General features: G+C 54.1%; 22 protein-coding genes. 9 read left to right on the top strand and 13 right to left on the bottom strand.

Annotated features, from left to right (window positions below; all coding sequences use genetic code 11):
• Positions 1–25: 25 nt before the first annotated feature.
• From wzzE to trxA, 4 genes are all read right to left on the bottom strand, one after another.
• On the bottom strand, positions 26–1,072 hold the full coding sequence (gene wzzE, locus ACOT0L_RS04190) for an ECA polysaccharide chain length modulation protein (protein WP_022646646.1): 1,047 nt from the start codon (positions 1,070–1,072) through the stop codon (positions 26–28).
• Between the two features lie 13 nt (positions 1,073–1,085).
• Positions 1,086–2,207, bottom strand: coding sequence for a UDP-N-acetylglucosamine--undecaprenyl-phosphate N-acetylglucosaminephosphotransferase (gene wecA, locus ACOT0L_RS04185; protein WP_126502787.1), 1,122 nt, complete (start codon positions 2,205–2,207; stop codon positions 1,086–1,088).
• A 222-nt stretch (positions 2,208–2,429) separates the two neighbouring features.
• Complete coding sequence (rho, locus tag ACOT0L_RS04180; RefSeq protein WP_001054528.1) at positions 2,430–3,689, bottom strand: transcription termination factor Rho; 1,260 nt, start codon at positions 3,687–3,689, stop codon at positions 2,430–2,432.
• A gap of 341 nt (positions 3,690–4,030) precedes the next feature.
• A complete protein-coding gene (trxA, locus tag ACOT0L_RS04175) occupies positions 4,031–4,360 on the bottom strand; it encodes a thioredoxin TrxA (protein ID WP_006812392.1) in 330 nt (109 codons plus the stop codon).
• Between the two features lie 144 nt (positions 4,361–4,504).
• Between trxA and rhlB the strand changes: the two genes are divergently transcribed.
• Both rhlB and gppA read left to right on the top strand, forming a co-directional pair.
• Positions 4,505–5,773, top strand: coding sequence for an ATP-dependent RNA helicase RhlB (gene rhlB, locus ACOT0L_RS04170; protein ID WP_022646644.1), 1,269 nt, complete (start codon positions 4,505–4,507; stop codon positions 5,771–5,773).
• 5 nt (positions 5,774–5,778) lie between these two features.
• Positions 5,779–7,263 carry a guanosine-5'-triphosphate,3'-diphosphate diphosphatase gene (gene gppA / locus ACOT0L_RS04165; protein WP_126502799.1) on the top strand — a complete coding sequence of 495 codons (1,485 nt, stop codon included), beginning with the start codon at positions 5,779–5,781 and terminating at the stop codon, positions 7,261–7,263.
• Between the two features lie 52 nt (positions 7,264–7,315).
• Here gppA and rep read toward each other — a convergent pair whose 3' ends face one another.
• Positions 7,316–9,340, bottom strand: a complete 2,025-nt coding sequence (gene rep / locus ACOT0L_RS04160) for a DNA helicase Rep (protein WP_126502786.1) — start codon at positions 9,338–9,340, stop codon at positions 7,316–7,318.
• Positions 9,341–9,425: 85 nt separating this feature from the next.
• Here rep and ppiC point away from each other — a divergent pair, with 85 nt between their 5' ends.
• The gene (ppiC, locus tag ACOT0L_RS04155) at positions 9,426–9,707 is read left to right on the top strand and encodes a peptidylprolyl isomerase PpiC (protein WP_006812396.1); all 282 of its coding nucleotides are present in this window, start codon (positions 9,426–9,428) and stop codon (positions 9,705–9,707) included.
• A gap of 54 nt (positions 9,708–9,761) precedes the next feature.
• Here ppiC and cysE read toward each other — a convergent pair whose 3' ends face one another.
• The 5 genes from cysE to ACOT0L_RS04130 form a co-directional block, all read right to left on the bottom strand.
• Positions 9,762–10,583, bottom strand: a complete 822-nt coding sequence (gene cysE / locus ACOT0L_RS04150) for a serine O-acetyltransferase (protein WP_022646641.1) — start codon at positions 10,581–10,583, stop codon at positions 9,762–9,764.
• 75 nt (positions 10,584–10,658) lie between these two features.
• Entirely contained in the window at positions 10,659–11,678 is a 1,020-nt protein-coding gene (gene gpsA, locus ACOT0L_RS04145) for an NAD(P)H-dependent glycerol-3-phosphate dehydrogenase (protein ID WP_006812398.1), read from the bottom strand.
• A complete protein-coding gene (gene secB, locus ACOT0L_RS04140; protein WP_003860835.1) occupies positions 11,678–12,145 on the bottom strand; it encodes a protein-export chaperone SecB in 468 nt (155 codons plus the stop codon). The genes gpsA and secB overlap by 1 nt, the downstream gene beginning before the upstream one ends.
• A gap of 31 nt (positions 12,146–12,176) precedes the next feature.
• Positions 12,177–12,428, bottom strand: a complete 252-nt coding sequence (grxC, locus tag ACOT0L_RS04135; protein WP_003860837.1) for a glutaredoxin 3 — start codon at positions 12,426–12,428, stop codon at positions 12,177–12,179.
• An 11-nt stretch (positions 12,429–12,439) separates the two neighbouring features.
• Positions 12,440–12,871 carry a rhodanese-like domain-containing protein gene (locus ACOT0L_RS04130; protein WP_003860840.1) on the bottom strand — a complete coding sequence of 144 codons (432 nt, stop codon included), beginning with the start codon at positions 12,869–12,871 and terminating at the stop codon, positions 12,440–12,442.
• A 248-nt stretch (positions 12,872–13,119) separates the two neighbouring features.
• On the opposite strand from ACOT0L_RS04130, the gene gpmM reads away from it, so the two are divergent.
• From gpmM to ACOT0L_RS04115, 3 genes are read left to right on the top strand one after another with little or no spacing between them, the layout of a single operon-like run.
• Positions 13,120–14,664 carry a 2,3-bisphosphoglycerate-independent phosphoglycerate mutase gene (gene gpmM, locus ACOT0L_RS04125; RefSeq protein ID WP_017383605.1) on the top strand — a complete coding sequence of 515 codons (1,545 nt, stop codon included), beginning with the start codon at positions 13,120–13,122 and terminating at the stop codon, positions 14,662–14,664.
• Between the two features lie 33 nt (positions 14,665–14,697).
• Positions 14,698–15,957 (top strand): murein hydrolase activator EnvC, encoded by a 1,260-nt coding sequence (envC, locus tag ACOT0L_RS04120; RefSeq protein WP_260473303.1) that lies wholly within the window; start codon positions 14,698–14,700, stop codon positions 15,955–15,957.
• A gap of 3 nt (positions 15,958–15,960) precedes the next feature.
• Positions 15,961–16,893 carry a divergent polysaccharide deacetylase family protein gene (locus ACOT0L_RS04115; protein WP_032622054.1) on the top strand — a complete coding sequence of 311 codons (933 nt, stop codon included), beginning with the start codon at positions 15,961–15,963 and terminating at the stop codon, positions 16,891–16,893.
• 11 nt (positions 16,894–16,904) lie between these two features.
• Here ACOT0L_RS04115 and ACOT0L_RS04110 read toward each other — a convergent pair whose 3' ends face one another.
• Complete coding sequence (locus ACOT0L_RS04110) at positions 16,905–17,705, bottom strand: glycosyltransferase family 2 protein (RefSeq protein ID WP_063146890.1); 801 nt, start codon at positions 17,703–17,705, stop codon at positions 16,905–16,907.
• Positions 17,706–17,911: 206 nt separating this feature from the next.
• On the opposite strand from ACOT0L_RS04110, the gene ACOT0L_RS04105 reads away from it, so the two are divergent.
• Positions 17,912–19,117 (top strand): glycosyltransferase, encoded by a 1,206-nt coding sequence (locus ACOT0L_RS04105; protein WP_022646636.1) that lies wholly within the window; start codon positions 17,912–17,914, stop codon positions 19,115–19,117.
• 15 nt (positions 19,118–19,132) lie between these two features.
• The gene (locus tag ACOT0L_RS04100) at positions 19,133–20,047 is read left to right on the top strand and encodes a hypothetical protein (protein ID WP_023305215.1); all 915 of its coding nucleotides are present in this window, start codon (positions 19,133–19,135) and stop codon (positions 20,045–20,047) included.
• 26 nt (positions 20,048–20,073) lie between these two features.
• Here the strand turns inward: ACOT0L_RS04100 and tdh are convergent, their stop codons facing one another.
• Positions 20,074–21,102 (bottom strand): L-threonine 3-dehydrogenase, encoded by a 1,029-nt coding sequence (gene tdh, locus ACOT0L_RS04095; protein ID WP_017383610.1) that lies wholly within the window; start codon positions 21,100–21,102, stop codon positions 20,074–20,076.
• A 9-nt stretch (positions 21,103–21,111) separates the two neighbouring features.
• The gene (gene kbl / locus ACOT0L_RS04090) at positions 21,112–22,308 is read right to left on the bottom strand and encodes a glycine C-acetyltransferase (RefSeq protein WP_015570030.1); all 1,197 of its coding nucleotides are present in this window, start codon (positions 22,306–22,308) and stop codon (positions 21,112–21,114) included.
• Positions 22,309–22,523: 215 nt separating this feature from the next.
• Here kbl and rfaD point away from each other — a divergent pair, with 215 nt between their 5' ends.
• Positions 22,524–23,504 (top strand): ADP-glyceromanno-heptose 6-epimerase, encoded by a 981-nt coding sequence (gene rfaD / locus ACOT0L_RS04085; RefSeq protein ID WP_022646634.1) that lies wholly within the window; start codon positions 22,524–22,526, stop codon positions 23,502–23,504.
• Positions 23,505–23,515: the final 11 nt, after the last annotated feature.

Raw genomic sequence — 23,515 nt, 5'->3', positions numbered from 1 at the left:
GAAGCCTTCATCGTAGACGGCGTTCTTAGTTTGTGCGGCGACGCAATAACGCTACGCCAGCGCCAGTCAGTGCGCCCACAATCCCCCACATGATCATCAGGAATGCGCGACGCGGACTATCGCGTTTTACAGGCTCTTCAGGCGTTCTTAAATAACGATAGGTCTGAAAACGCGGGTCCAGCGTTGGACCGACGTTGAGCGTATTGAGCATGGCGCGGTTTTGGTCGTAATCAAGGTCAAAGTCAGGGCCAACGGCCTGGATATTTTCCAGACGTGCCTGAAGCATTGGGCGACCAAGAAGGAACATTTCTGAATCAGGGAGTTCGTCAGCCGGAACATCCGTTTCGCTACGGGAAATATTGTGCTGTTCCGCAATCTTCAGCGCCTGCTCAATATTATGCACGCGACGGGCGAAGATGGCCTTAGCGACCTCTTCCTGACGTTTGACCTGCGCTTTCATCTGAATAGTACGCGCAGCCCAGGCGCCTTTCAGCTCGTCATTCAGATGACTGGCCGCACGCTGGCTGGCAAAAGCAACGTACTGACGCAACAGGTTATTGGCGTCCGGCGCCGTTTCCGCAATCAGCTTCACGCTGTCGCTAACGTTACGGAGCACATCGCCAGGCATAAACTGAATGTTGTTGATTAAATCATCCAGCAGCGCGGCATCCGCTTTGCTGTTACCGACCATGCGCTGCTTGTAGTAGTCTGTCTGGGACCAGAAATCGCGACGTGTATCCCACGAAGCCAGCTGCATCACAAACTCTTTGTAGGACTCATCCATCACCGAGGCCTGATCCGGGGTCGCCAGATTGGCCTTGATATCAAGATTACGCAGGAATTGCTGCTGGGAGTAGTAGCCTCCAAGCATATTCACCGTTGGTCGGTCTGTGATCGCTGTGGCGCTCCACTCTTGTTTCGCAAAGAAGGTGTAGGCAAGCGCTAACAGCGCGAACCCCAGGCCAATCCCCACAATCCACAGTTTGCCCTGCCATAACACTCGAAACAAACCACGAATATCCAGCTCGTTCTCAGTGCCCACTGATTTCGCTCCCGCCAACGGTTGAGTCATCATAGTCCCGGTTTTACTTAGTTAAAGTTGTGTTTTTGCCACTGTTCCGACGCATCCTGCGTTTTAAACGTTTAATAAAACGCGCAACTTTCCATGCACGCTTGATGCAGTAACCGTACATGAAAAATGCTAGCAAGAATAATACCAACATTACCCATTCAGGAATGAAATGAGCGTATTCCGCGGCAACGCCAATCGCAGCCAGAATAGCAGCCGCTAGCGTAATCAGCACAAACGCCTGACGAGACGTGAAGCCGGCGCGCATAATCAGATGATGAATATGCTGCCGGTCCGCAGAAAATGGGCTCATTCCTTTACGCAGACGACGATACATAATCGCCACCATATCCATCAGCGGAATGGCAATGATCCAAAGCGCTGTAACCGGGCTGATTGGATGTGTTTTACCCTGAGTGGTTTCCAATAAGATCCAGATAATAGTGAAACCAATCAATGTGCTACCCGCATCGCCCATAAAGACTTTATAGCGACGGCCCAGCGCGCCAAGATTTAAAAGAATATAGGGCAGAATGGCCGCAATCATAGCAAAACACCACATTGCCAGGCTGTATTGACCATCAAACCATAAGATTATGCCAATGGCAGCAAATGAAACACAAGATAGTCCGCCCAATAAACCATCAATCCCATCTACCATATTAAATGCATTGATGGCGACCCATACGGCAAAGAGTGTAAGGAAGTAACCAAATGGCCCAAGTACCATCTCCCAGGAACCCAAAATGTATCCAAGAGTGCTAAGGTGAAGGTTTGCCGCCACCATCATGGCAAGAGCAACTGCAGCCTGCACGAAGGCTCGAATTTTTACACTGATATCGTAGCGATCATCAAGTGCCCCCACAACAACCAGAACAGACGCACAGCACAGGTACAGCCTGGCATGTGGGATATAGTAATCCGCGACAGCAAAAGTGAAAGAAACACCTGCAAAAACGGAGATTCCTCCCACCAAGGGAATCATACCTTGGTGCCGTTTACGGAAGTTAGGTTTGTCCACTAAACCGACATATTTTGCTACCTTACGTGCTAAAAAAAGAAAGCAAGTAGTGAACAAAAAAATACTGGTGAGTTCAGCAAACGTATCGAATAGGTTCACAACGGATGTTCTCAACATATGTTAGTCAAAGAAGTATAACCATGATGGCATCAAGCCAGAAGGCATAAAGCACACCTCTTGCGACCCATTTGTTTATTATTCAAGCTATTAATATTTTTACTGTGCGAATTTTCTTATTGTCGCACCGACCGGGCAAAATTGGGAGTGTGTGGTAATAGCGTATAGCCCATAAATAAAAAACGCCACGTAAAAACGTGGCGTTTACTGGGATTATTTGCGTTACGAGCGTTTCATCATGTCGAAGAAATCGTCGTTCGTTTTAGTCATCGCCAGTTTGTTAATGAGGAATTCCATTGCGTCGATTTCGCCCATTGGATGGATGATTTTGCGCAGGATCCACATTTTCTGCAGCTCTTCCTGAGTGGTAAGCAGCTCTTCTTTACGGGTACCGGAACGGTTGTAGTCGATCGCCGGGAAGACGCGTTTTTCTGCGATTTTACGAGAAAGGTGCAGTTCCATGTTGCCTGTACCTTTAAACTCTTCGTAGATAACTTCGTCCATTTTGGAGCCGGTATCGATCAGCGCCGTCGCGATAATGGTCAGGCTACCGCCCTCTTCCACGTTACGCGCCGCACCGAAGAAACGCTTCGGACGATGCAGGGCGTTGGCATCCACACCACCGGTCAGTACTTTACCGGAAGCCGGCACCACGGTGTTGTAGGCACGCGCCAGACGGGTAATGGAATCGAGCAGGATGATCACGTCTTTCTTGTGCTCAACCAGGCGTTTCGCCTTCTCGATGACCATTTCCGCAACCTGAACGTGGCGGGAAGCAGGCTCGTCGAAGGTTGACGCAACCACTTCCCCTTTCACCAGACGCTGCATCTCGGTCACTTCTTCCGGACGTTCGTCAATCAGCAGCACCATCAGCACACAGTCTGGATGGTTGTAAGCAATGCTCTGCGCGATGTTTTGCAGCAGCATGGTTTTACCGGCTTTTGGCGGCGCCACAATCAGACCACGCTGGCCACGACCAATTGGCGATGCCAGATCCAGCACACGAGCGGTTAAGTCTTCAGTAGACCCGTTACCACGCTCCATACGCAAACGAGAGTTCGCGTGCAGCGGCGTTAAGTTCTCGAACAGGATCTTATTGCGGGAGTTTTCCGGTTTGTCGTAGTTGACTTCATTAACCTTCAACAGCGCAAAGTAGCGTTCACCCTCTTTTGGAGGACGAATCTTACCTGAAATGGTGTCACCAGTGCGGAGGTTGAAACGGCGGATTTGGCTAGGGGATACGTAGATGTCGTCAGGGCCGGCGAGGTAGGAGCTGTCTGCAGAGCGGAGGAAACCAAATCCGTCTTGCAGTATCTCCAGCACACCGTCGCCAAAGATATCTTCGCCACTCTTAGCGTGTTGCTTCAGGATGGCGAAAATGATGTCCTGCTTGCGCATACGAGCCTGGTTTTCCAGTCCCATATTTTCGCCGAGAGTGATCAGCTCAGAAACCGGCGTATTCTTTAATTCGGTAAGATTCATAATGGTGTGGGTTCTTAAACTCGGGGTGATTCTCGAACTTAATGTTGTGAATGGTATGGCAGGGTCATCCATGCCTGTTTAGCGGCCATCACCTCATGTCTGTTCGCTGTCTGGTCACAGGGAAAGAACGCAGAACTGAAACGACAAGACGGATTGAGTGACAAGCCCGGAATCTAGCAACTTCACGCACTGTTTAAGTTAACAACGGGAAGTATCGGGTAAAACAAGATTCAAACAACAAGATATGTTTAAAACGTAGTCATAGCTAACTTAGCACGACTAAAGCCGGGCGTCCAGAGCTCACCATTAATTAGGCGCTCTGGACGCTCAGCGGAGAAACCTTACGCCAGGTTAGCGTCCAGGAACTCTTTCAGTTGACCTTTGGACAGTGCGCCCACTTTGGTCGCCGCCACGTCACCGTTCTTGAACAGCAGCAGGGTCGGGATGCCACGGATACCGTATTTTGGCGCGGTGCCCGGGTTCTGGTCGATGTTCAGCTTGGCAACGGTCAGTTTGCCCTGATATTCGTCAGCGATTTCATCCAGAATCGGAGCGATCATTTTGCAAGGACCACACCATTCAGCCCAGAAATCAACGAGGATCAGCCCGTCAGCTTTAAGTACGTCCGTGTCAAAACTGTCGTCAGTCAGGTGAATAATTTTATCGCTCATATATAACTCCACAGGAATAAGCCTGGTACGTTGGTTTTGTCTCCACCAACGACGTGTTGATGTCGCATTAACCAACTAAAGGTTGACTTTATTTCACCGGATACGCTTTCGTAAAGCAATAGTAAGCTGATATTCTACCACACTATGAGCAAAACACATTTAACAGAACAGAAGTTTTCCGACTTCGCCCTGCACCCAAAGGTGATCGAAGCCCTTGAAACTAAAGGGTTTCATAACTGCACGCCCATTCAGGCTCTCGCCCTGCCGCTGACGCTGGCCGGTCGTGATGTTGCAGGGCAGGCGCAAACCGGTACTGGCAAAACGATGGCGTTTTTAACGTCAACGTTTCATTATTTACTTTCTCACCCAGCGATTGCAGACCGCAAAGTTAACCAGCCGCGCGCGCTAATTATGGCCCCGACGCGAGAACTGGCGGTACAGATCCACGCAGACGCTGAGCCCCTGGCGCAAGCCACCGGCCTGAAACTTGGCCTGGCCTATGGCGGCGACGGCTACGATAAACAGCTGAAAGTGCTGGAAAGCGGCGTCGATATCCTGATTGGGACCACCGGCCGTCTTATCGACTACGCCAAACAGAACCATATCAACCTCGGCGCAATCCAGGTCGTGGTGCTGGATGAAGCAGACCGCATGTACGATCTGGGCTTCATTAAAGACATTCGCTGGCTGTTCCGCCGTATGCCTGCGGCAAACCAGCGTCTGAACATGCTGTTCTCCGCAACCCTGTCATACCGCGTACGTGAACTCGCATTCGAGCAGATGAACAATGCGGAATATGTGGAAGTAGAACCGGAGCAGAAAACCGGGCACCGCATTAAAGAAGAGCTCTTCTATCCTTCTAATGAAGAGAAAATGCGCCTGCTGCAAACCCTGATCGAAGAAGAGTGGCCGGATCGCGCGATCATCTTTGCGAACACTAAACACCGCTGCGAAGATATTTGGGGCCACCTGGCGGCAGATGGTCACCGTGTGGGCCTGCTGACCGGCGACGTGGCGCAGAAAAAACGCCTGCGCATTCTCGACGAATTTACTCGTGGCGACCTTGATATTCTGGTCGCGACCGACGTGGCGGCCCGTGGCCTGCACATTCCAGCCGTGACGCACGTCTTTAACTATGACCTGCCAGATGACTGTGAAGACTATGTACACCGTATCGGTCGTACCGGTCGTGCCGGCGCAAGCGGTCACTCCATCAGCCTTGCATGTGAAGAGTATGCGCTGAACCTTCCGGCCATTGAGACCTATATCGGTCACTCTATTCCACAGAGTAAATACAATCCGGACGCGCTGATGAGCGAACTGCCGCCACCTAAGCGCCTTACCCGTCCACGTACCGGTAATGGCCCGCGTCGTTCCGGCGGTGCGCCGCGTAATCGTCGTCGTTCAGGTTAAATATGATGCTCAGTTCCACCTCGCTCTATGCAGCAATTGATCTCGGTTCGAATAGTTTTCATATGCTGGTTGTACGCGAGGTGGCGGGAAGCATACAGACGCTGACGCGCATCAAGCGCAAGGTCCGCCTGGCGGCGGGCCTGAGCAGCGATAATCACCTCTCTCCCGAAGCCATGGAACGTGGCTGGCAGTGTCTGCGCCTCTTTGCAGAGCGTCTGCAGGACATACCGCATGCCCAAATCCGCGTTGTCGCGACCGCGACGCTCCGTCTGGCGGTTAATGCCGTCGATTTTATTGCCAAAGCGCAGGAAATTCTCGGCTGCCCGGTGCAAGTCATCAGCGGTGAAGAAGAAGCGCGTCTGATATATCAGGGTGTGGCGCACACTACCGGGGGCGACGATCGCCGTCTGGTGGTGGATATTGGCGGAGCGAGTACTGAACTGGTGACCGGCACAGGTGCCCAGGCGACCTCGCTGTTCAGTCTGTCGATGGGCTGCGTAACCTGGCTTGAGCGCTACTTTACTGACCGCAATCTCGCGCAAGAAAACTTCGACGAGGCTGAAAATGCCGCGCGTGAAGTGCTGCGTCCGGTCATGGACGAACTGCGCTACCACGGCTGGAAAGTGTGTGTTGGGGCGTCAGGAACTGTACAGGCGTTGCAGGAAATCATGATGGCGCAGGGGATGGATGAGCGGATCACGCTTGCTAAACTCCAGCAGCTTAAACAGCGCGCCATTCAATGTGGTCGTCTGGAAGAGCTGGAAATTGAAGGGCTGACGCTCGAACGTGCGCTGGTCTTCCCCAGCGGGCTAGCCATTCTCATCGCCATTTTTACCGAGCTAAACATCCAGTGCATGACCCTGGCAGGCGGCGCACTGCGCGAAGGTCTGGTCTATGGGATGCTGCATCTTTCGGTGGATCAGGACATTCGAAGCCGTACGCTACGTAACGTCCAGCGCCGCTTTATTGTGGATACCGATCAGGCGCAGCGAGTGGGCCAACTGGCATCGCTCTTTGCGGATCAGGTTAAACCACGTTGGGATATCGAACCGTTAAGCCGCGATTTGCTGCTAAGTGCGTGTGCGTTGCATGAAATTGGGCTTAGCGTTGAGTACAAACAAGCGCCGCTACACGCAGCCTGGCTGGTGCGTAATCTCGATTTGCCGGGCTACACTCCCGCGCAGAAAAAATTGCTCGCGACCCTGCTGCTGAATCAAACCAACGCCGTTGACCTCTCTTCACTTCATCAGCAAAACGCTGTACCGCCGCGCGTGGCCGAACATCTCTGCCGCTTACTTCGTCTGGCGATTCTGTTTGCCAGCCGGCGTCGCGACGATCTCCTCCCGGCCATTACGCTGGTGGCAGACGATGAAAAACTGACGCTGACGCTGCCGGAAAATTGGCTAGAAGATCATCCGCTTGGAGCAGAGTTGATCGAGCAGGAGTGCCAGTGGCAGAGCTATGTGCACTGGGCGCTTGAAGTGAAGTGACCCTTTGAAGCGTGCCGGGGGGCGGCTTCGCCTTACCCGGCCTACAAAATTGTTATCCTTTCTCTTTGGCTTTCGCCAGCATGGCGCGTATGTTCGCCACGTTGGCTTGACCCTTGTGCATCCGCTCTTCAGCGGTAATAGCTTTACGCTCCTGCTCCCAGATAAGATCGTCCTGAGGCAACTCCAGCAGGAAACGGCTCGGCTCCGGGCGCACCAGCTCACCATACTGACGGCGCTCTTTGCACAGCGTAAACGTCAGCTCTTTCTGCGCACGGGTGATCCCCACGTAGGCCAGACGGCGCTCTTCGTCGACGTTATCTTCATCAATGCTGCTCTGGTGCGGCAGCAGGCCCTCTTCCATCCCCACCAGATAGACATACGGGAACTCCAGCCCTTTCGAGGCATGCAACGTCATCAGCTGGACCTGATCGGCTTCTTCTTCACTCTCGCCGCGCTCCATCATATCGCGCAGCGTGAAGCGGGTGACCACCTGCGTCAGGGTCATCGGCTCGTCAATCTCAGATCCTTCAAGCATTTCGGTCATCCAGCTGAAGAGCTGGTTAACGTTTTTCATGCGCATTTCTGCCGCTTTCGGGCTGGCGGAGGTTTCATACAACCAGGATTCGTAATCAATGCCGTGGATCAGATCGCGTACTGCCGCCACGGGCTCGCGCTCTGCCAGACGCTGCACCTCACCCAGCCAGTGGGTAAAGCGGGTTAAGGCGTCATAGCCGCGCCCGGTCAGGGTCTGGCTCAGCCCCATATCGAAGCTGGCGGTGAACAGACTTTTGTTGCGGGTCATCGCCCATTCACCCAGCTTTTGCAGCGTCGCAGAGCCAATCTCGCGCTTCGGCGTATTTACAATGCGCAGGAAAGCGCTGTCGTCATCCGGGTTGGTCAGCACGCGCAGATAGGCCAGCAGATCCTTGATTTCCGGACGCGAAAAGAACGACGTACCGCCGGAGATTTTGTAGGGGATGCGGTTCTGCATCAGCATCTTTTCAAAGACGCGCGACTGGTGGTTTCCGCGATAGAGGATCGCGTAATCCTTGTATTCAGTTTTGTTGACGAAGTGATGGGCAATCAGCTCGCCGGTTACGCGCTCCGCTTCGTGCTCTTCGTTATTGGCGCTAAGGACTTTCAGCTCGGTCCCGTAACCCAGTTCAGAGAACAGGCGCTTCTCAAAGACGTGCGGGTTGTTGGCAATCAGGATGTTCGCCGCCTTCAGGATACGCCCGGAAGAACGGTAGTTCTGCTCCAGTTTAATCACCTGCAACGCCGGGAAGTCTTTGCTCAGCAGCACCAGGTTTTGCGGACGTGCGCCACGCCATGAGTAAATCGACTGATCGTCATCGCCTACGACGGTAAAACGCGCGCGCTGTCCTACCAGCAGCTTCACCAGCTCGTACTGGCTGGTGTTGGTATCCTGGTATTCATCCACCAGCAGGTAACGAATTTTGTTCTGCCAGCGCTCGCGCACCTCTTCATTCCGCTGAAGCAGCAGCGTCGGCAGCAGGATCAGATCGTCGAAATCCAGTACGTTGCAGGCTTTCATATGCGCGTCGTACAGGCCATAGCAGTGGGCAAAGATGCGGTCACGCTCGCCTTTGGCACTTGCCGCAGCCTGGGCCGGCGTCATCAGATCGTTTTTCCAGTTCGAGATCGTTGAGATCAGCTGTTGCAACAGCACTTTGTCATCTTCGATCAGCCCTTCCGTCAGCTCTTTGAGCAGCGCCACCTGGTCGGTGTCATCAAAGAGCGAAAAGTTGGACTTCATTCCCAGCGCCGCGTATTCGCGCTTGATGATATCCAGACCCAGCGTGTGGAAGGTGGAGATCATCAGCCCGCGCGCCTCTTTACGGCCCAGCGTCTGGCCGACGCGCTCTTTCATCTCACGCGCCGCTTTGTTGGTAAAGGTGACCGCCGCGATATGACGCGCCTGGTATCCACAACCCCGAATTAAGTGGGCTATTTTGTTGGTGATCACGCGTGTTTTACCGGTTCCCGCTCCCGCCAGCACCAGGCAGGGTCCGGTGACGAATTCGACAGCTTGTTGTTGTCCGGGGTTTAAACGCATAAATGATCACTCAATGAAAGTCGGGAGAGGAGGAAAAACGCGTGGTAGTATACCGATCGTAAACTCGTTGACTCAAGGCACGATCATGGCAAAAACAGCAGCAGCACTGCATATCCTTGTTAAAGAAGAAAAACTGGCACAGGATCTGCTCGAACAGATTAAAAACGGCGCCGACTTCGGCAAACTGGCGAAGAAACACTCGATTTGCCCGTCAGGCAAACGCGGTGGTGACTTAGGCGAGTTCCGCCAGGGCCAGATGGTTCCGGCGTTTGATAAAGTGGTCTTCTCCTGCCCGGTGCTGGAGCCAACCGGCCCACTGCATACGCAGTTCGGCTATCACATTATCAAAGTGTTATACCGCAACTAATCAAAAGCCCGGTGCATTAACTCACCGGGCTTTTTTATTTGAGTGTTCCAGCGTTCAGATACCGTCGCCGTATTCGAAGGTGTGGTGAATACCGTTAAAGTGCTGATCCATATCCATCGACGGTTTATCGCTGTCTGGCTTACCGACGATGCGCGCCGGGACGCCAGCGGCGGTGGTGTGCGGCGGTACAGGCTGGAGCACAACCGATCCCGCGCCAATCTTTGCGCCGCGTCCGACTTCAATATTGCCAAGGATTTTAGCACCCGCGCCGATCATCACCCCTTCACGAATTTTCGGATGGCGATCGCCGCTGGTTTTACCTGTACCGCCCAGCGTAACGGATTGCAGAATCGACACGTCATCTTCGATCACCGCCGTTTCACCGACAACAATGCCGGTGGCGTGATCGAGCATGATCCCGCGGCCAATTTTCGCCGCCGGGTGAATATCGACCTGGAAGGTCACGGAAACCTGGTTTTGCAGGAAGATGGCCAGCGCGCGGCGTCCCTCATTCCATAACCAGTGGCCGATGCGGTACGCCTGTAAGGCGTGGAAGCCTTTGAGATACAGCAGCGGCGTGGAGTATTTATCCACCGCCGGGTCACGCGTGCGCACGGCCTGAATATCGCAGGCGGCAGAAGCAATCATTTCCGGATCGGCAGCGTAGGCCTCTTCCACCACCTCGCGAATAGCGATAGCAGGCATGATAGGGGAAGCCAGTTTATTGGCGAGCATGTAGCTCAGGGCGCTGCCGAGATTTTCGTGCTTGAGTAGCGTCGCGTGATAAAAACTGGCCAGCATGGGCTCACAGTCGGCCAACGCTCGGGCTTCGGCTTTAATATTATTCCAGACGATATCCAGTTCTTCACACGGCATTGCTTGCTCCAGACGATAGTTAATGACCAGCCAGTTCTGCGCTGGCTGGGTCATTCAGGTGACGATACTTCCCGGCTAATTGCTGCTGCGCTCGTCCTTGCGCGCACGACCTAATAAGGTCAATGCTGCCTCGCGCGCATTTTTTCCGCAATACAATACCTGATAAATTTCCTCGGTTATTGGCATTTCGACACCGAAACGATGCGCCAATTCGCGAACTTCTTTGGTATTGCGATAGCCTTCAACCACCTGACCAATCTTCTCCTGCGCGCTTTTGACATCGCTACCCTGTCCGAGCATCATGCCAAAGCGGCGGTTACGCGACTGGTTGTCGGTGCAGGTCAGCACCAGATCGCCCAGCCCAGCCATTCCCATAAAGGTGGCCGGATCGGCGCCCAGCGCTTCGCCCAGGCGTGACATTTCGGTCAGGCCACGGGTGATCAGCGCCGTACGCGCATTCGCGCCGAAGCCGATGCCGTCAGACATCCCGGCCCCGATGGCAATGACGTTCTTCACCGCGCCGCCCAGCTGTACGCCGATAAAATCAGGGTTGCTGTACACGCGGAAGCTTTTGCCGCAGTGCAGCAGTTGCTGAAGATCGTCGGAAAATGCCTGGTCGGTGGACGCCAGCGAGATCGCCGTCGGCAAGCCCGCAGCCAGCTCTTTGGCGAATGTCGGCCCGGAGATCACCGCCAGCGGGATCGCTGTTCCCAGCGCTTCGCGGGCAACGTCCTGCAACAGACGTCCGGTTTCCGCTTCCAGCCCTTTCGTCGCCCACACAATACGCGCATCCGCACGCATCAGCGGCTTAATCTGACGCAGGACTTCGCCAAACACATGGCTTGGCACCACAATCAAAATATTGCGGCTGGCCGCCAGCGCGGTTGCGAGGTCGCTTTCCAGATACAGAGAGTCAGGGAACGGAACGTCCGGGAGAAACGCCACGTTGCAGCGGTCGTGTTGCAACGTCGCGATATGTTTTGGATCGTGGCCCCACAGGACCACGTCGTGACCATTTCTTGCCAGTGTGATGGCAAGAGCGGTGCCGTAAGAGCCGGCACCGATCACAGTCATTGACGCATTAACAGTGCTCATCAGGCATCCTGATGTTGTTCGGCACCTTCGCCAGCCTGCTGCTGTAGATAGTTCATAAACAGCGCATCAAAGTTGACTGGCGCAAGGTTCAGTTGCGGGAATGTACCGCGAGAAACCAGGCTGGTGATGCATTCACGCGCATACGGGAACAGGATGTTCGGGCAGTATGCACCCAGGCAATGCGCCATCTGGTTACCTTCGATGCCGCCGATAGAGAAGATACCGCCCTGCTGGACTTCGCACAGGAATGCAGTTTCTTCGCCCAGGGAGGCGGTCACGGTGACACGCAGTACGACTTCATACACGTCATCCGCCAGTTGGGTGGATGCGGTATCCAGATCAAGTTTAACCTCTGGCTGCCAGTCTTTCTGGAAAACGTGCGGCGCATTTGGCGCTTCGAAAGAGACATCCTTGGTGTAGATGCGCTGGATCTGGAAAGTCATCTCGGTGTTGTTTTGTTCTGACATGGAAAAACCCTTTTTAATTGTCCTAAAGTCTCTAGCTCAGCAGCGGATCGAGTCCACCGCGGGCGTCGAGCGCATACAAGTCATCACAGCCGCCAATGTGCTGCGCATCAATAAAAATCTGTGGAACCGTTGTGCGACCACTGCGTTGGATCATCTCTTCGCGTTTAATCGCGTCACCATCAATCGGCAGTTCCTTAAACGTTACGCCTTTGCTGGACAGCAGCGCTTTCGCTCGGTGGCAGAACGGGCACGTTGCTTTGGTGTAGATCTCAATATTGGCCATCACTTAACTCCTTATTTACCGCGCACTAAAGGAAGATTCTCCCCGCTCCAGCCGGAGATGCCTTCTTTCAGCACCGTTACGTTTTCAAAGCCTGCTTTATGCAGTGCGTTGGCAGATTCCTGCGCCTGCATGCCAGTGCCGTCAACAACAATAATCGGCTGGGCTTTATGCTTCTCCAGCTCACCAATGTTGTTCGCTTTAATTTCCGCTGGCAGCAGGTTGATAGCACCTGCAATATGGCCCTTGCGGAAATCGTCGCGCTGACGCAGATCGACAACCACGGCGTCCTCTTTGTTGATCAGACGTGTCGCTTCACCGCGGGTGATCACCTTAATTTTAGACGTCAGTCCCTTAAATGTGGTGAACAGTACAGCGACCAGCAGGCCAATCCACGCGATGCTCAGAACCGGGTGGCGGCTAACGAATTGCATAATTTCTTGCATGGGGGGTAACAACTCCCGACTAAGTGATTAAAAAAACCAGGACAGGAGTATACCTGTGCGCTGTGGCAAATACAGCCAGCGACATAAAGCTAATCTATTTTCTGCGGCATGCCACGTAAAAAAAGCCTCAAAATGGCCTGAGTACAGCCTTGCCCCCGCGCTTTCTTTGATCTTCTGCGGCTATTTTATCGATTCAGCTGTAGTAAAATTACGCAAATTTTTTGTCTCTTGAGCATGAGGTTGTCGCAATGTCGGTTTCTAAAAAACCTATGGTACTGGTGATTCTGGATGGCTATGGCTACCGTGAAGATCAACAGGATAACGCCATTTTCAACGCCAAAACCCCGGTTATGGATGCGCTATGGGCAAAACGTCCCCACACCCTGATTGATGCGTCTGGTCTGGAAGTCGGCCTGCCGGATCGTCAGATGGGCAACTCTGAAGTGGGTCACGTTAACCTGGGCGCAGGCCGTATCGTTTATCAGGACCTGACGCGCCTGGACGTTGAAATCAAAGAACGTACATTCTTTGCCAACCCAACGCTCACCGGAGCGGTAGATAAAGCCGTTGCCGCAGGCAAGGCCGTGCACATTATGGGCCTGCTCTCTGCAGGCGGCGTGCACAGCCACGAAGATCACATCATGGCGATGGTTGAGCTGGCCGCCGAGCGCGGTGCGGAAAAAATCTATCTGCACGCCTTCCTGGATGGTCGCGATACGCCGCCACGCAGCGCAAAAGGTTCTCTGAAAGCCTTTGAAGATAAATTTGCCGCACTGGGCAAAGGCCGCGTGGCATCCATCGTTGGCCGTTACTATGCCATGGACCGCGACAACCGCTGGGACCGCGTTGAGCAAGCCTATGATCTGCTGACCCTGGCAAAAGGCGAGTTCCAGTTCCCGACCGCCGTTGAAGGCCTGGAAGCGGCTTACGCGCGTGATGAAAACGACGAATTTGTGAAGGCAACCGTGATCCGCGCTGAAGGCCAGGCCGATGCCGCTATGGAAGATGGCGATGCGCTGATCTTCATGAACTTCCGTGCTGACCGCGCGCGCGAAATCACCCGCGCCTTCGTCAACAGCGATTTCGACGGTTTCGCCCGTAAGAAAGTGGCGAAGATCGATTTCATCCAGTTGACCGAGTATGCAGCGGATATCAAAGCCCCATGCGCGTATCCACCCGCTTCCCTGGAAAATACCTTCGGCGAGTGGATGGCGAAAAACGATAAAACGCAGCTGCGCATCTCCGAAACTGAGAAGTATGCGCACGTGACCTTCTTCTTTAACGGCGGCGTAGAAGAGCCGTTTAAAGGCGAAGACCGCATCCTGATTAACTCGCCGAAAGTCGCCACTTACGATCTCCAGCCAGAAATGAGCTCTGCGGAGCTGACCGAAAAACTGGTGGCCGCGATCGAAAGCGGTAAATACGACACCATCATCTGTAACTATCCGAATGGCGACATGGTGGGCCACACCGGCGTGATGGAAGCTGCCGTTAAAGCGGTTGAAGCGCTGGACCACTGCGTTGAGCAGGTCGCGAAAGCGGTTGAATCCGTGGGCGGCCAGCTGCTGATCACCGCTGACCACGGTAACGCAGAACAGATGCGTGACCCGGCAACCGGTCAGGCGCATACCGCCCATACCAACCTGCCTGTTCCACTGATTTATGTAGGTGATAAGTCAGTGAAAGCAGTGGAAGGCGGCAAGCTTTCCGACATCGCGCCAACCATGTTGTCGCTGATGGGTATGGAAATCCCTGAAGAGATGACTGGCAAGCCGCTGTTCATCGTGGAATAATCGCTCCCCATGAGGGGAAAGGCGATTTTTTCAATCACATGGGTCGTGAAGCCGTTTCGGTTATCAGTCAGACCTCTGCTTTGCGCCAGCGCACTCAGCGCTGGCGTATTGCTGTGCGCCGCATCTGCCCACGCGGATGACCGCGACCAGCTCAAATCCATTCAGGCCGATATCGCCGCCAAAGAGCGTGTGGTACGCCAGCAGCAGCAGCAGCGCTCTGCCCTGCTTGCCCAGCTTAAAAAGCAGGAAGAGGCTATTTCCGCCGCCGCGCGTAAGCTGCGTGAAACACAAAACACCCTTGCCCAGCTTAATAAGCAAATCGATGAAATGAACGCATCGATTGCGAAACTGGAGCGTCAGCGCGATGCCCAGGAGCGGAACCTTTCTGCACAGCTTGATGCCGCTTTCCGCCAGGGTGAACACACAGGCCTTCAGTTGATCCTCAGCGGTGAAGAGAGCCAGCGCGGTCAGCGTTTACAGGCCTATTTCGGCTATCTCAACCAGGCTCGTCAGGAGACCATTGCGCAGCTGAAACAGACGCGCGAAGAAGTCACCACGCAAAAAGCCGAGCTGGAAGAGAAGCAGAGCCAGCAGCAAACGCTGCTCTACGATCAGCAGGCGCAGCAGGAGAAGCTTGAGCAGGCGCGCAATGAGCGTAAGAAGACGCTCGCCGGGCTGGAGTCCTCTATCCAGGCAGGACAAAGCCAGCTGAGCGAAATGCGCGCCAACGAATCCAGACTGCGTAACAGCATTGCCCGGGCAGAAGCCGCGGCCAAAGCGCGCGCCGAAAAAGAAGCGCGCGAAGCGCAGGCGGTGCGTAATAAGCAGCAGGAAGCCTCCCGGAAAGGCACCACCTACAAACCGACTGAAAATGAACGTTCCCTGATATCGCGTACCGGCGGCCTCGGCTCCCCGCGTGGTCAGGCTTACTGGCCCGTTCGCGGTACGATCCTGCATCGCTATGGCGAACAGTTGCAGGGTGAGCTACGTTGGAAGGGGATCGTTATCGGTGCGTCTGAAGGTAGCGAAGTGAAAGCCATCGCCGATGGCCGCGTGATCCTGGCCGACTGGCTACAGGGTTACGGGCTCGTGGTGGTGGTCGAGCACGGTAAAGGCGACATGAGTCTTTACGGCTACAACCAGAGCGCGCTGGTCAGCGTTGGCACTCAGGTGCGCGCGGGTCAACCCATTGCCCTTGTGGGCAGCAGTGGCGGTCAGGGCCGCCCGTCACTCTATTTCGAAATTCGTCGTCAGGGTCAGGCGGTCAATCCACAGCCGTGGTTGGGAAGATAAGTTTTGCTTCAATTTCGTCGAATTGTTTTTTCCGTCGTCAGCGCACTGGCGCTGGCTGCACCGGTTTATGCAGGCAAACTCGCGATTGTGATTGATGACTTCGGTTATCGACCACACTATGAAAATCAGGTGCTGGCGATGCCGTCAGCCATCTCTGTCGCCGTCCTGCCTAATGCGCCTCACGCGCATGAAATGGCGACCAAAGCGCACAATGGCGGCCATCAGGTCCTCATCCATCTGCCGATGGCCCCTCTCAGCAAGCAGCCGCTGGAAAAAGATACCCTGCGTCCGGACATGAGCAGCGACGAGATCGATCGCATCATCCGCGATGCGTACAATAAAGTGCCGTATGCCGTGGGTTTGAATAACCATATGGGCAGCGCGATGACCTCCAGCCTGTACGGTATGCTGAAAGTGATGCAGGCCCTGGAGCGTTACAATCTCTATTTCCTCGACAGCATGACCATCGGCAACAGCCAGGCGATGCGTGCCGCTCAGGGGACGGGTGTAAAAGTCATCAAGCGCAAAGTCTTCCTGGACGACTCCCAGAACGAAGCGGATATCCGCGTGCAGTTCAACCGCGCGGTACAGCTGGCGCGCCGTAACGGTTCGGCGATTGCCATTGGGCATCCGCATCCGTCTACCGTTCGCGTTTTGCAGCAAATGTTGCCGGGCTTACCCGCCGATATCACGCTGGTACGTCCGAGCGATCTGCTCAATGAACCTCAGGTGGATACTTCCCGTCCGGGTAGCGCGCAACCACCCGCAACGCAGCCGCGTAATCCATTCCGCGGCGTGAAGAACTGCACGCTGAAACAGCCGCCTGAACCGGTCTATGCAACCCGCTTCTTCACGGTGATTGGCGAAAGCATCAGCAGCAGTACGCTGGTTAAATACGTCCAGCAACAGTGGCAGGGTTGGGGAAAAAAAGCCTGATCGGCTAACGCCTATTCTGCCAGATAAGAGTCCGACTGCTCTTTTGCAACGGACTCTTTCTTTTCTCGATCCTGATACCAGGCCTTGAAATACTTCAAAAAACTGTACGCCGTGGCATAAAACCCTGTCACCACACCCACTTTGCCCTTACGCCACGCACCGCTAAACAGATACCATTTGAAAAATGCGCCGATAGCGCTGATCGCGCCGCGACCAAGAGAGGGACGTATCGTCTGATATTGAACCAGGCGAGTGGTATATCCGTTTAATTTATTGAAAAGTTCATGCAGTGAATAAAACGTATCATGTCTGACATAGCCAGGAATACGTTCAGAACGGAGAAAACCTTCAACCTGATCGTCTACTGGCCGGTTATTAAATCGCGACTGCGTACGGTTAAAAAGACGCACCGGATAATCCGGAGATGAGACTGGATAAATCGTTCGGACATTTTCTCCCAGAACAAACCAGTGACGACATATCCGCCACGCCATATCCGGTTCGGGTTCATCGCCCATTTTTAATTTTAAAATAGCACCAACGGTTTCTTGATCGAGTATTTCGTCACTGTCCATGCACAGCACCCAGTCGTTGTGCGCATGGGATATGGCATGGTTCATCTGCTCGCCGTGCCAGCTATATTTTTTGAATATGGGCGACAATCCATAACTCTGGCAAATATATATCGTTGCGTCTGTACTTCCGGAATCAACTACAACGAATTCATCTGCTATTTTTAAAAGAGGAGGAATAACATCGTGCAACGTTCTTTCGGAGTTAAACGTTAATAAGCAAACCGTTATTTTAAACATATTCTCACCCTCTCAAAAACAACATGAAATTTTTGCGCTAATACTATCGAATTGAGAAGAGGCGATTAAAGTCTTAAATCGCACTTTTAAAATAAGCGCGTTTAAAACCTTTCCTTATAAAAAGACAAAGAAATACAAAAAATCTATTTTATTTCAGTAAATTCTTTATAATGCGGTCAGATGAAGGGTAGCATACGGATTCAGACATGCCGCAAAAACGTAAAATCCTCCTCCTGGACACAGGCAAAGAATGGGGGGGAGGTACCAACAGTATGCTTGAGCTTCTGAAGCGAATCAACCGCGACAAATTCGACATTACCTGTTGTTTTTACAGTGATTATAGTCGTGCTGAAGGTCAAACGATAGGCCAGGTGCTCAACAGCATTGGGATCCCATTACTCGTTATCCCTCAACGTAAGCAACCGGCATGGGCAAAACTCCTGAAAGAAGCGGGACGTGGTCTGCTGTTTTTCTCGCGTTCGGCGCGCAAAGCATTTACGCGGCATATTGATACCCTGTGGCGTATCCGGCCCAACGTCAGCAAGATCGAGACCATTTTCAGGGAAGGTGGATTCGATACGCTGTATATGAACAACCAGCCAGGCTCTAATGAAGAAGGGTATCTGGCGGGCGCAAACCTGCGTGCACGGATAATCCAGCACTGCCGGATTGAACCAGTGCTGACCCCGCCGCTGGTGAAGCTGGTGAATGCCCATGCCACAAAAATCATTGCCGTCTCGCACGGCGTTGAACGCGTGCTACTTCAGCATGGCGTCCGGCCAGAGCTGTGTACCACGGTCAACAATGCCATCGACATTCATCAGCCTTTGCCGGACCGATGCGCGATGCGCCAGCGACTGAATATTGAAGACGATACGTTTGTATTCGGCAGCATTGGCTCGTTAATCCCTCGTAAAGCCAACCACCACACGCTGGAGGCGCTGGCACAGTTCAGCCAGAGACACCCGCAGGCAAAATGGAAAATGGTGCTGGTCGGTGAAGGGGCTGAACGCGGCGCGCTGGCTGCACAAGCTGATGCATCAGGTATTGCTGAGCACGTCATTTTTACCGGTTTCCAGAACACGCCTTTTGACTATCTCGCCACTTTTGACGCGTTCATTCTGGCCTCGCAGAGCGAAGGCTTGCCCCGCGTCGTGCTGGAAGCAATGCTGCTCAACATCCCCGTGATTGGTTCAAAAGTGACCGGCACGGCAGAATTGATCGACCATGAGTCGACCGGGCTGCTGTTCCCCTGGAGCGACGTGTCGCAACTTGCTCAACATCTGGATAATATCTGGCAGGATCCTGCTCTGCGCGCCCGGCTCGCCGCAGCCGCGCACCAGAATGTCTGCAACATGTATGCCATTGAAAGCTATGTTAACGGTGTCGAGGCCGTTCTTGGCGCGCAATAACCAAACGAGAAGAACATGTTTAAATTCCTGAATGCTCGCTACCGCCACATTACCGGGCGTCATAACATTCCTTACGCTTCCCTTCCGGTCACGCGCGATCTCGTTGCGGTTGATTCCATTGTGATCCCGTGTACGGGCGCAGATTTCGTCGAAGAGGCGTTATTGTCAGCGACCTTTGCAGAGCGTTATGCCTCTGACGTCAGCGAGATTGTTATCGTCAGCGATCAGCCTGAATCCGCTTTCGGCGAACTGCCGCCAAAAACTCGCGTTGTTACCCTCACGCTTCCAAAACGTGAAGAAGGTTACCGCTATAAGCAGATCTACCTCAGTCGTCTGGTGAAGCTTAACGCTCCGTTGCAGGCGCGCGGTGAAGGTGTGCTGATGATCGACTCCGATCTCAACCTGCTTAAAATGCCAGAGATCAACATGGCGGATATGCACATCTACTCCAGCTTCCGTCAGGGCAAAATGATTGCCAAGCTGGACGGCGCGCCAGCGGAGAAAGTGCCGGCGTATTACAAAGAAACGGTGCGCCCGTATCTGGTCGATCATGTTAACGGCGCGTTTCTTGCCGCCACCAAAAAGACCTGGCGCCGTATCTGCCCGCTGTGGCTGACGCTGTTCCAGGATACCTGGGAGCTGATGGACGATACGCAGCCGCCGACCGATCAGCTGCCGCTCGCTGCGCTGCTGGACATGCTGGATGTCAAAACGGTTAACCTGGGCGACTGGATGAACTGGCCGGTCTCCAAGAAGATCGGCGGACAGGAAGCCGTTGTGCCGAAAGAGGTGATTGGCGCGCACGGCGGTTTCCCGCTTTCCGAATGGCAGAAGTATCTGGAATCACCGGATAATAAGCTGCTGTTCAAAGGTCAGGATTACACCCGCAAGGTGCGTTACCTGACGGACGAAGAGAAAAAGAATCAGTAAAAAAGGGGCCTCAGGCCCCTTTTTGATTACTTATCCCAGCTCAGGATCACTTTCCCTGACTGGCCGGAACGCATTGCGTCGAAGCCCTGCTGGAACTCATCGATGGAGAAACGGTGAGTGATAATCGGGGACAGATCCAGACCGGACTGGATCAGCGCAGCCATCTTGTACCAGGTTTCGAACATCTCGCGGCCATAAATGCCCTTAATGAACAGCCCTTTGAAGATGACTTTGTTCCAGTCGATGGACATATCTGACGGCGGAATACCCAGCATCGCGATACGGCCTCCGTGGTTCATGGTGTCGAGCATGGTGCGGAACGCCGGTGGCGCGCCGGACATCTCCAGACCCACGTCAAAGCCTTCGGTCATGCCCAGCTCTTCCATCACGTCTGTCAGGCTCTCTTTCGAGACATCCACCGCGCGGGTGACGCCCATTTTGCGCGCCAGCGACAGGCGGTATTCGTTCACGTCGGTGATCACCACGTTGCGCGCACCCACATGCTTCGCCACGGCTGCCGCCATAATGCCGATTGGGCCCGCGCCGGAGACCAGCACGTCTTCACCCACCAGGTCGAAGGAGAGCGCCGTGTGTACCGCGTTGCCGAACGGGTCGAAGATGGAGGCCAGGTCGTCAGAGATATTGTCCGGGATTTTGAACGCGTTAAACGCCGGGATCACCAGGTATTCCGCGAAGCATCCCGGACGGTTCACACCCACGCCGACGGTATTGCGGCACAGGTGCGTACGCCCACCGCGACAGTTGCGGCAGTGACCGCAGGTAATGTGGCCTTCACCGGAGACGCGGTCGCCAATGTTGAAGCCTTTCACTTCCTGGCCAATGCCGACCACTTCGCCGACATATTCGTGGCCGACAACCATTGGCACGGGAATGGTTTTTTGCGACCACTGGTCCCAGTTGTAGATGTGAACGTCAGTACCGCAGATGGCGGTTTTACGAATTTTGATCAGCAGATCGTTATGACCGACTTCCGGCTCCGGCACGTCGGTCATCCAAATCCCTTCTTCCGCTTTCAGTTTGGATAACGCTTTCATCACACGTCCTCAGGCAATTACGCCCAGCTGTTTGCCGATGCGGGTAAAGGCTTCCACCGCACGTTCAATTTGTTCAGGCGAGTGCGCCGCAGACATCTGGGTGCGGATACGCGCCTGACCTTTTGGTACCACCGGGAAGAAGAACCCGGTCACGTAAATCCCTTCTTTCTGAAGCTCACGAGCAAATTTCTGCGCGACAACCGCGTCGCCCAGCATCACTGGAATGATCGCATGGTCAGCGCCGGCCAGGGTGAATCCTGCGGCACTCATTTTTTCACGGAACAGGCGGGCGTTAGCCCACAGGCGGTCGCGCAGCTCAGCCCCGGATTCCACCATCTCCAGCACTTTAATAGAGGCGGCCACAATCGCCGGCGCCAGGGAGTTGGAGAACAGGTACGGGCGGGAGCGCTGACGCAGCCACTCAACCACCTCTTTGCGCGCAGCAGTGTAGCCGCCAGACGCGCCACCAAGCGCTTTGCCCAGCGTACCGGTGATGATATCTACGCGGCCCATTACGTCGCAGTATTCGTGGGAGCCGCGGCCATTTTCGCCGACAAAGCCAACCGCGTGAGAGTCATCCACCATCACCAGCGCGTCGTATTTATCCGCCAGATCGCACACGCCTTTCAGGTTGGCGATCACGCCGTCCATGGAGAACACGCCGTCGGTGGCGATCAGCACGTGGCGGGCACCGGCTTCACGGGCCTCTTTCAGGCGGGCTTCCAGCTCAACCATGTCGTTGTTGGCGTAGCGGAAACGCTTCGCTTTGCACAGGCGTACACCGTCGATGATGGAGGCGTGGTTCAGGGCGTCGGAGATAATCGCGTCTTCTGCACCGAGCAGGGTCTCAAACAGACCGCCGTTGGCGTCGAAGCAGGAGGAGTACAGAATCGCGTCTTCCATTCCGAGGAAGTTCGCCAGCTTTTGCTCAAGCTGCTTGTGGCTGTCCTGGGTACCGCAGATAAAGCGAACGGAGGCCATGCCGAAGCCGTGGGTATCCATGCCGTTTTTCGCCGCGGCAATCAGCTCAGGGTGATTCGCAAGACCTAAATAGTTGTTCGCGCAAAAGTTGATCACATGGCTGCCGTCGGCAACGGTGATGTCCGCCTGCTGGGCAGACGTGATAATACGCTCTTCTTTGAACAACCCTTCCGCACGTGCGGTGTCGAGGTCGCTGTTTAACTGTTTGTAAAAATCACCACGCATTGCAATTCTCCAGACTCGGCAAATTTTGGCACATATTACCCAAACCAATAGTTCATGACGAGATGACGCCGTATCTCTTCTCGTTTTTGCAGCATAAATCACGTGTACCCCTGCTGCATATCGGTGAATGGCTGAAGACCGGGCATTGTGATGATATGATAAAGAGATTAGCGTTCGGGATGTTCCCCGGACTCCACACTTCAAAGGTTACAGTTATGATCATCGTTACCGGCGGCGCGGGCTTTATCGGCAGCAATATTGTTAAGGCCCTCAATGACAAAGGCATCACCGACATCCTGGTGGTGGACAACCTGAAAGACGGCACCAAGTTCGTAAACCTGGTGGATCTGAACATCGCTGACTACATGGATAAAGAAGACTTTCTTATCCAGATTATGGCGGGTGAAGAGTTCGGCGAGATCGAAGCCATCTTCCACGAAGGGGCCTGTTCCTCCACCACCGAGTGGGACGGCAAGTACATGATGGACAACAACTATCAGTACTCCAAAGAGATCCTGCACTACTGCCTGGAGCGTGAAATTCCGTTCCTGTACGCCTCTTCCGCGGCAACCTACGGTGGACGCACTTCAGATTTCATCGAATCCCGCGAGTATGAGCAGCCGCTGAACGTTTACGGTTACTCCAAATTCCTGTTTGATGAGTACGTGCGTCAGATCCTCCCAGAAGCCAACTCTCAGATTGTCGGCTTCCGCTACTTCAACGTCTACGGACCGCGCGAAGGCCACAAAGGCAGCATGGCGAGCGTGGCGTTCCACCTGAACACCCAGTTAAATAACGGCGAAAGTCCGAAACTGTTCGAAGGCAGCGACGGCTTTAAGCGTGACTTCGTCTACGTAGGCGACGTGGCGGCAGTGAACCTGTGGTTCCTGGAAAACGGCGTGTCCGGCATTTTCAACCTGGGCACAGGCCGCGCGGAATCCTTCCAGGCGGTGGCAGACGCGACGCTGGCTTACCATAAGAAAGGCAGCATCGAGTACATTCCGTTCCCGGATAAGCTGAAAGGCCGCTACCAGGCATTCACCCAGGCGGACCTGACTAACCTGCGCGCCGCAGGCTACGACAAGCCGTTCAAGACCGTTGCCGAAGGCGTAACGGAATATATGGCCTGGCTGAACCGTGACCGCGATATAAATTCACAAAATCATTCGAGCGGTATCAAGGCGGCAACTAAGTGAATCTCCGGGAG

It is taken from the genome of Enterobacter cloacae complex sp. XAL002 (genome assembly GCF_049236805.1).
Classification (GTDB): Bacteria; Pseudomonadota; Gammaproteobacteria; order Enterobacterales; family Enterobacteriaceae; genus Enterobacter; species Enterobacter intestinihominis.
The sequence above is the reverse complement of the archived record's forward strand: the minus strand, read 5'-3'. Positions and strand labels throughout refer to the sequence as shown.

Bases quoted from the DNA above. Each gene is read 5' to 3' on its own strand.
- ACOT0L_RS04110 (WP_063146890.1), bottom strand. From the start codon at position 17,705: ATGTTTAAAATAACGGTTTGCTTATTAACGTTTAACTCCGAAAGAACG.
- ppiC (WP_006812396.1), top strand. From the start codon at position 9,426: ATGGCAAAAACAGCAGCAGCACTGCATATCCTTGTTAAAGAAGAAAAA.
- tdh (WP_017383610.1), bottom strand. From the start codon at position 21,102: ATGAAAGCGTTATCCAAACTGAAAGCGGAAGAAGGGATTTGGATGACC.
- trxA (WP_006812392.1), bottom strand. From the start codon at position 4,360: ATGAGCGATAAAATTATTCACCTGACTGACGACAGTTTTGACACGGAC.
- rhlB (WP_022646644.1), top strand. From the start codon at position 4,505: ATGAGCAAAACACATTTAACAGAACAGAAGTTTTCCGACTTCGCCCTG.
- ACOT0L_RS04105 (WP_022646636.1), top strand. From the start codon at position 17,912: ATGCCGCAAAAACGTAAAATCCTCCTCCTGGACACAGGCAAAGAATGG.
- gpsA (WP_006812398.1), bottom strand. From the start codon at position 11,678: ATGAGCACTGTTAATGCGTCAATGACTGTGATCGGTGCCGGCTCTTAC.
- rfaD (WP_022646634.1), top strand. From the start codon at position 22,524: ATGATCATCGTTACCGGCGGCGCGGGCTTTATCGGCAGCAATATTGTT.
- rep (WP_126502786.1), bottom strand. From the start codon at position 9,340: ATGCGTTTAAACCCCGGACAACAACAAGCTGTCGAATTCGTCACCGGA.
- secB (WP_003860835.1), bottom strand. From the start codon at position 12,145: ATGTCAGAACAAAACAACACCGAGATGACTTTCCAGATCCAGCGCATC.
- kbl (WP_015570030.1), bottom strand. From the start codon at position 22,308: ATGCGTGGTGATTTTTACAAACAGTTAAACAGCGACCTCGACACCGCA.
- ACOT0L_RS04130 (WP_003860840.1), bottom strand. From the start codon at position 12,871: ATGCAAGAAATTATGCAATTCGTTAGCCGCCACCCGGTTCTGAGCATC.
- gppA (WP_126502799.1), top strand. From the start codon at position 5,779: ATGCTCAGTTCCACCTCGCTCTATGCAGCAATTGATCTCGGTTCGAAT.
- grxC (WP_003860837.1), bottom strand. From the start codon at position 12,428: ATGGCCAATATTGAGATCTACACCAAAGCAACGTGCCCGTTCTGCCAC.
- wecA (WP_126502787.1), bottom strand. From the start codon at position 2,207: ATGTTGAGAACATCCGTTGTGAACCTATTCGATACGTTTGCTGAACTC.
- gpmM (WP_017383605.1), top strand. From the start codon at position 13,120: ATGTCGGTTTCTAAAAAACCTATGGTACTGGTGATTCTGGATGGCTAT.
- rho (WP_001054528.1), bottom strand. From the start codon at position 3,689: ATGAATCTTACCGAATTAAAGAATACGCCGGTTTCTGAGCTGATCACT.
- cysE (WP_022646641.1), bottom strand. From the start codon at position 10,583: ATGCCGTGTGAAGAACTGGATATCGTCTGGAATAATATTAAAGCCGAA.
- ACOT0L_RS04100 (WP_023305215.1), top strand. From the start codon at position 19,133: ATGTTTAAATTCCTGAATGCTCGCTACCGCCACATTACCGGGCGTCAT.
- wzzE (WP_022646646.1), bottom strand. From the start codon at position 1,072: ATGACTCAACCGTTGGCGGGAGCGAAATCAGTGGGCACTGAGAACGAG.